Annotated in this window: 7 protein-coding genes; 2 read left to right on the forward strand and 5 right to left on the reverse strand. The window is 60.8% G+C overall.

What is annotated here, in order from left to right; translation table 11 throughout:
• Nucleotides 1-43: 43 nt before the first annotated feature.
• The 3 genes from ABD919_RS14660 to ABD919_RS14670 all read right to left on the reverse strand — a co-directional run bounded on the left by ABD919_RS14660 (nucleotide 44) and on the right by ABD919_RS14670 (nucleotide 3,202).
• Nucleotides 44-1,600, reverse strand: coding sequence for a hypothetical protein (locus ABD919_RS14660; RefSeq protein WP_345236773.1), 1,557 nt, complete (start codon nucleotides 1,598-1,600; stop codon nucleotides 44-46).
• A 172-nt stretch (nucleotides 1,601-1,772) separates the two neighbouring features.
• Nucleotides 1,773-2,192 (reverse strand): IS1/IS1595 family N-terminal zinc-binding domain-containing protein, encoded by a 420-nt coding sequence (locus tag ABD919_RS14665; protein WP_345236774.1) that lies wholly within the window; start codon nucleotides 2,190-2,192, stop codon nucleotides 1,773-1,775.
• An 89-nt stretch (nucleotides 2,193-2,281) separates the two neighbouring features.
• A complete protein-coding gene (locus tag ABD919_RS14670) occupies nucleotides 2,282-3,202 on the reverse strand; it encodes a M28 family peptidase (protein ID WP_345236775.1) in 921 nt (306 codons plus the stop codon).
• 39 nt (nucleotides 3,203-3,241) lie between these two features.
• Here ABD919_RS14670 and ABD919_RS14675 point away from each other — a divergent pair, with 39 nt between their 5' ends.
• Both ABD919_RS14675 and ABD919_RS14680 read left to right on the forward strand, forming a co-directional pair.
• On the forward strand, nucleotides 3,242-3,808 hold the full coding sequence (locus tag ABD919_RS14675; RefSeq protein ID WP_345236776.1) for a hypothetical protein: 567 nt from the start codon (nucleotides 3,242-3,244) through the stop codon (nucleotides 3,806-3,808).
• 48 nt (nucleotides 3,809-3,856) lie between these two features.
• A complete protein-coding gene (locus tag ABD919_RS14680; protein ID WP_345236777.1) occupies nucleotides 3,857-4,774 on the forward strand; it encodes a flavin reductase family protein in 918 nt (305 codons plus the stop codon).
• Nucleotides 4,775-4,851: 77 nt separating this feature from the next.
• Here ABD919_RS14680 and ABD919_RS14685 read toward each other — a convergent pair whose 3' ends face one another.
• A complete protein-coding gene (locus tag ABD919_RS14685) occupies nucleotides 4,852-5,688 on the reverse strand; it encodes a GNAT family N-acetyltransferase (protein ID WP_345236779.1) in 837 nt (278 codons plus the stop codon).
• 25 nt (nucleotides 5,689-5,713) lie between these two features.
• The coding region (locus ABD919_RS14690) for a hypothetical protein (protein ID WP_345236780.1) at nucleotides 5,714-6,567 on the reverse strand (854 nt) is incomplete at its 5' end.

Raw genomic sequence — 6,567 nt, forward strand, 5'->3', positions numbered from 1 at the left:
AGCGTAAGGGCCGGGCGGCACTGGAGCCGGCGGCGCCGGGCTCCTAGAGGAAAACCTGGGTTTGCAGCGTGATTTCGGGGCGGTACTTCACCTCGCTCACGTTGGTGAAGTCGGGGCGGTGCCGGTAGTTGAGGGTAAACTTGGCGTTGTGCCCGTCGATGTAGAAGTTGGAGCCGATGTCGAAGATGTTCACGTTTTTGCGCTCGCCGGTGCTGGTGCGCAGGCCTTCGTAGCCGGCCAGCAGGTGGGAGGCGTAAGGCTGCATCCGCAGCTTGGGGCCGAACAGGCTTTTGGGCAGCAGGTAGCCGGCTTCCACGAAGCCGACGCTGCCGGTGCCGGAGTGAGGCACGGCGTTGCCCCGCCGGGCATCGGTGCCGTAGCCCGGGTTGGAGGCCCCGATAAAGCGCACGTGGTTGGGGCCCATGTTGTAGTTGTAGTACACGCCGTAGACGGTGAGGGCCGTGCCGGTTTCCTTGTTGAGGGGCGTATCAAAAAACACGTCGGCCGAGAGCAGCACGATGTCGTGCTTGTTGGTTTCGATGGTGCTGGGGCTGGCTATCTGGGCGCCGTTTACCACGCTGCTCGTGGGCCGCGACACCATGCCGTCCTGGTTGTAGAGGAAGCCCGCCCCGATGTTGAACACCCGCTTGGTCCCCAGGTAAGTGCCCACGTTGAAGGGTATCAGGTTCGATTCCAGGTCCAGAAACTCGTAGCTGAAATAGCCCTGGTACACGTGGTTGGTGCCCTGCGGATTGTACTGAGCCACGTTGTTGCCCGTGTTCAGGGCTGCCGGGCCGCTGCCCACGGTGGTGCCCAGGCCCAGCGGCGTGCTCAGGGCCCCGGTCTGGTTGGTGAGGAACGACTCGTTTACGCTCAGCGCGTAGTCGAGCTTTTTCACCCGGCCCTTGGCGTAGGCCCCGATGCCGCGGGCAAACTGGTCGGTGGCCTCAATGGTGGGCCAGTTGGTCAGCGGCGCGTCCATGGTCAGGAAGTTGAGCGTGCTGGCCCGGGTCAGGCGCGAGAGGCCGTTCTGGTAGTGCATGCCCGTGCCCAGGCTCAGGTACTGGTTTACCTTGAATTCCACCACGGCCTCGTGCAGGAAAAGCTGGGGCTTTTTCGCATCCTGGGCCGGTACCACGCCCCCACTCACGGCCGTCTGGTTGTTGATGCCGAAGTGCGTGTACACCAGAAAGCGCGGGTTGAGCTGCGAGAGCACCAGGAAGCGCGAGCGGCGCAGGGCAAAGTCAACCTGGCTGTCCTGGGGCTTGTTGGGGGCGCGCAGCGTGCCGGTGTTGTTCTCGGTGTAGCGGGTCCACACCTGGTGCCAGGTGATGAAGCGCAGGTACTTGGAGCCATCGGGCGAGAGGTTCACTTTCATGCCCGCGCCGTAGGGCACCGGTTCGGCTGGCGTGGGAGTAGCGGCGCTGCCCGCCGTCGGGGCTACCGGCGCCGAAGGCTGCGGCTGTCCCGAGGGCAGGGCATTGCTGCCCGCCGGCACCGGCGCGTCAGCAGGCGGGATTGGAGGAGCCTGAGCCGAGGCAGTGCCGGCTCCGGCCAGCAGCAGGCCGCTCAGGGCCAGGGCGTAGCGCGTGGTTCGCATACGATGGAGAATGGATGGTGGGAATTTTAGATAGTTCGCGGCGCCCAGTCCCCGGCAGTACCGGCTAGGCCCGGCGAAGTAGCGCCCGCTCCTGCCACTTTGATGCTGCCAAGGGATAGTTCTGCTAATACTATAGCTATGGGTAGTCCCGCGGTGTCGGCTTCCCGGCCTTCTACTGCTTAAACCGCTCCCAGCGTATCACCATAAACTTGTCGCCCAGCTCCGTTACCATCATGCCCGCGCCTTTCAGGTTTCCCGGCACCTGAAAAAAAGCCGTCAGCTCGGCCTGGTTCAGGATTTTATACGTCGGGTGGTATTCGGTCTGCCGGGGAGCCTTCACGCCGTACTTCTTTACCCAGTTCATCACGCTCACGTGGCTTACGCCCAGCAGCCGCTCAATCTCACGGTAGCTCACCCCTTCAATGTAAAGCTGCAGTGCCTTCACTACGTAGTACGGATTTACTTCCCGGCCCACTTTGGCCACGGTATAGTGGTAGTGGCAGCTTTTGCACTTAAACCGCTGCCGCTCGTTTACAACACCACTTTTGGTGGCTTCCCTCGACTCACATTTTGGACAAACCGGGACGGACATGCTTAACAAAGGGGTAGGTGGCCGGATAAAGCTACAGCTATTTAGCAAACATATACCAATTTAGCAAAAAGCAGGTAAACGGCCAGCGTTTACCTGCTTCCCAATACCGTAGCCAGCAGCGCATCCACGGCCAGGCCCAGCCGGCGCATGTCGAGGCGGCTCAGCGTGTCGGTGGTTTCGTGGTAGTGCGCGTTGCGGTAAAAGGCCGTGTCCGTCAGCAGCACGGCCGAATACCCGAAGTGCCAGTAGTTGAGGTGGTCGGAGAAGTCGATGCCCGGCAGCCAGGCCGGGGCCTTAAAGCGCTTCACCGGCAGCCCGGCGGCGTGCTTGTAGCGCCGCGCAAACTGCCGGCCGAATCGGCCGTTGCCGAATTTCTGGGCCACGGTTATGTAGTTGCCGCGGCTGCCATAAATGAATTTCAGGGGCCCGAAGGGGTAGCGCTGGCTGTTTTTGCGGTCGTCGTAGTAGCCCAGCATTTCCAGGGCCACCATGCCGCGCACCGCCACTTGCTGCTGGTGCAGGCGCTGGGCATGGCGGTAGCTGCCCATCTGGGGCGTGCGGAAATACGGCGGCTCCTCCAGCGTGTAGGCCACCAAATCGATGCGGTAGGGCAAGGTCTTTTGCTGGCCCAGCAGGCGGGCGGTTTCGAGCAGGGCGGCCACGCCGGTGCCGTTGTCGTCGGCGCCCGGCTGCTCGCCGCACACGTCGTAGTGCGCCCCGATGATAAGGCGCGGGCCAGTTTCCGGCCCGAAGGAGGCAATGATGTTGCGGTAGGTTCGGCCGTTTACCTGGTATGGCTGCTCTTCGGTGCGGCCCCCGGCGGCGTGAAGGCTGCGCCGGACGTAGGCCGCCACCGAATCGAGCACCGCCGGGTGGGCGTGGTTACGGGCCTGGGGCGTGCTGGTGAGGTAAACCAGGTGCTGGCGCAGGCGGGCAGTGTCGGCAGCCGGGGCCTGCGCCTGGGCACGGCCTACAGTGAGAAGAAGGAGTGGTAGAAACAGAACTCTCATGGGCAGGCGCTAGCTTTAAACGCTTAAAACTACAGGAACATGGCAGGCAGGAAGAAAATACGGGGCTTTAGCCGTCACCTACGCCGGCACCAACGCTGGGCCCGACAGCTGAGTACTCCGGATTTCAGCCATCTTGCCGCCTACCACTACGACCACCAGAAGCTGGGCCTCAACCTCTGGTTTGGGCACGAGAAGCCCCCATTAGTCATTCGCCGGGTTTGGGTAGCGTATTTGTTGGCGCTGCACTCCTATTGGCAGCAGGAGCTGCAAGCCCGGCATCCCCAGCACTACCTGGCCATCTGGCTGTTTGAGCCGGACTTCGGCCACTCGCAGTTGGTAGCCGGCGTCGGGGAAAGGCTGGACTACTATGAAAACACGTTTGCACGAGCCAACCAGCCGCTGCCCCTTCCCGCAACGTACGCCAGCCTGCCCGGGGCTGCTGATTTAGAGTGGACCTGCCAAGTCCATCTGGAAGGGTTTGACCCGGAAGACTTCAAAAACAGCCGGCGGCTGTCGGCTAAAAAGCATAAGCTCTACCAGGCGCCGGGCTGCGAGGAGATGGTACTAGTAGAGCTAGGCCACGTGTGGGTGGGGCGTGCCCGGTGAGAGGACCGCCGAAACGCCTGTAGCTTTGGCCCTCCAAACCCCACCCTTATGCCCGCCTCCCCCACTTTCCGCACCATCACCCCCGGCACGCTTAAGCCGGCCGAGTGGCACCAGTTTATGCTGGGCGCCGTGGCACCCCGGCCCATTGCCTTCGTCAGCACCATCTCGGCCGCCGGCGAGGTGAACCTGAGCCCGTTCAGCTTTTTCAACGTGTTCAGCTCCAACCCGCCCACCTTCGTGTTTTCGCCGGCCAACCGCGTGCGCGACAACACGCAGAAGCACACCCTGGAAAACGTGCGCGAGGTAGCCGAGTGCGTAATCAACATCTGCGACTTTCCCCTGGTGGAGCAGATGTCGCTGGCCAGCACCGAGTACGAGCGGGGCGTGAATGAATTCGTGAAAGCCGGCCTCACCGAGGCCAAATCCGACCTGGTGCGTCCGCCCCGGGTGCTGGAGTGCCCCGTGTCGTTTGAGTGCGTGGTAGAGCAGATTATTGCCGTGGGCACCAGCAACGGCGGCGGCAACCTGGTGCTCTGCCGCGCCGTGCAGGCCCACTTCCGCGAAGACATCCTGCTGGAGTCCGGCCCCGGCGTCGACCCACATAAGTTTCAGGCCATTGCCCGGCTGGGCGGCGACTGGTACAGCCGCGTGACGCAGGAAAGCCTGTTCGAAGTGCCCAAGCCCAACCGCAACAAGGGCATTGGCTTCGACCAGCTGCCGGAGCACATTCGCCACAGCTCCCTGCTCAGCGGCAACCAGCTCGGCCGCCTGGCCAACATCGAGCGCGAAGCCCTGCCCACGCCCGAGCAGGTGCAGGAGTTCCGCAACGAGCCCATGGTAGCTTACCTGCTCCACAAGCACCAGTCTGACGCACTTGAGCTGCAAAAGCAGCTCACCCAGCTGGCCCAGCAATTTCTGGAAGAAGGGCGCCTATTGGAAGCCTGGAAAGTGCTGCTGACACAGTAGCGCGAGCTCTCAGTCCGCGCCCCGGAACGACACCTGAACAATTCGGAGGCCCCAGACCCGCGGACTGAAAGTCCGCGCTACAGCGGCCGCACCATTTCCCACAGCGTGAGGTCCTGCGGCTGCCAGCCCCGGGCGGTGAGAAACTCGTAAGCCGGCCCTTCCAGTACCATGTAGGTCATCAGGCTCTTATCGGCATACGCGGCCTCCACGGCCCGTAGCAGACGGCTGCCCCAGCCCTGCCGCCGGTAGGCCTGGGGCACCACCAGGGTGAGCAACAGAGTGCGGGTGGGGTCGGCCCGCACGATGGCATAGGCTTTACTTTCCAGGTGGAAAGCCCGCACGGGTGGCGCCGTGGCAGCCAGCGTTTCGGGCGCTACCATCCAGGGCAGCTCAATATCCGTTTCCTGCCCCAGGAGCCGGGCCACTTCCCGCGGGTCGGCCTCTGTCAGCTCCCGGCTGCTCACCGAGGTCGTTTTCACCGGGCAGTTAAAGGTTGATAGCAGCCGGGTGTTCCGGAATCCGAGACTCTCGTAAAGGCGGCGGGCCCGCTCATTGGGCGTAAATACTTCCAGGAGCAGGTTATGGTCGCCGCGGGCCGTCGCCTCGTCTATGGCGGCCTGCAGCATCACCTTGCCATAGCCCTTGCTGCGCTCACCCACCACCAGCCCCATAGCCGCCACCCGGCTGTTCCAGCCCCGTCGCGCAATGAGCACCACCCCTACCAGCTCACTTCCCTTAAACCATAGCTTGCTGGCTTCCACATCCAGGTTTTCGCCCCGAAAGCGGCGCTCAAACGTTGCCGGCGTGAATACCATGGGCACCAGGTATTCCTCAAAGGAGCGGTTCATGGCCGCGCAGGCTTCGGCGGGAGTGAATTCGAGTAGAGGTTTCTGGATTAATTCAATGGAAGTCATGATTAGTAATCAGCAAGCGGGAAAACTATTCAGATGGACGCACAATGGTATAAGGCACGTATACCCGATAAATAGTGTCCTTCCCATGCCACTTGGTGCGAATGGTACCAACCCACTTTTTATCAGTTTTTTGCTGCTTTCCCAAAGCCTCAGGACTGGCAATAAAGCTAACCTCGCCCTGACCGTCCTTATTAATCGGAATTACCCTCCCATTAACCCGCATTTCCAGGGGCTCGGGCCTCACCATCGTGCTAAGCATCATGGTAGCCTTATAGGTACTGCCAGCGCTGACAGTATTTGACTCGGCCGATGCCATAACCCCTATCGCATTATAAGTCCGCTCCTGGTAACAGCCAATAACTAAGGACTGCTCCTGCAAGGCGCTGGCTTCGAAGGCAAGAATTCGGGACTCCATATGGGCCAGTGACGCCAGCGTTTCGCCCAGGGATGCCTCCGCGGAATAAACCAGAGAAAAAGCCTGCGAATTATTTAGAGCAGCGATACCCGATGGAACCAGCTTTATGGCAGTTGCGGGAGTATTTATAATGCGCAATGAATCACAGTAGGCAGCAATTTTCCTACTTAGCAAATTCATTTTAAGCTGTTCTTTTTCATTCAGCTCAACCTTTAACGAATTGTCATTGCCAGCTTCAGCAATCCGTCGGTTAAGCGCTTGTCTGAGCGCATTGATGTCAACAATAAGAGCCTGGGTGCCAGACTCAATAACCTCGATATTATTCAGGGCTTTTTTAGTAGTGGAGCTATGGTTTCGATAGCCTGACATAGCATGAAATACCCTAGCTAACCTAAGTTGCGGGGTATAGATGAGGCAGAAAAAAAGTCTGTTCGGCGTGAACAGGCTAGGTTTGAAGTATTCGA

Origin of the sequence: Hymenobacter saemangeumensis, from assembly GCF_039541835.1 — a bacterium.
Classification (GTDB): Bacteria; Bacteroidota; Bacteroidia; order Cytophagales; family Hymenobacteraceae; genus Hymenobacter; species Hymenobacter saemangeumensis.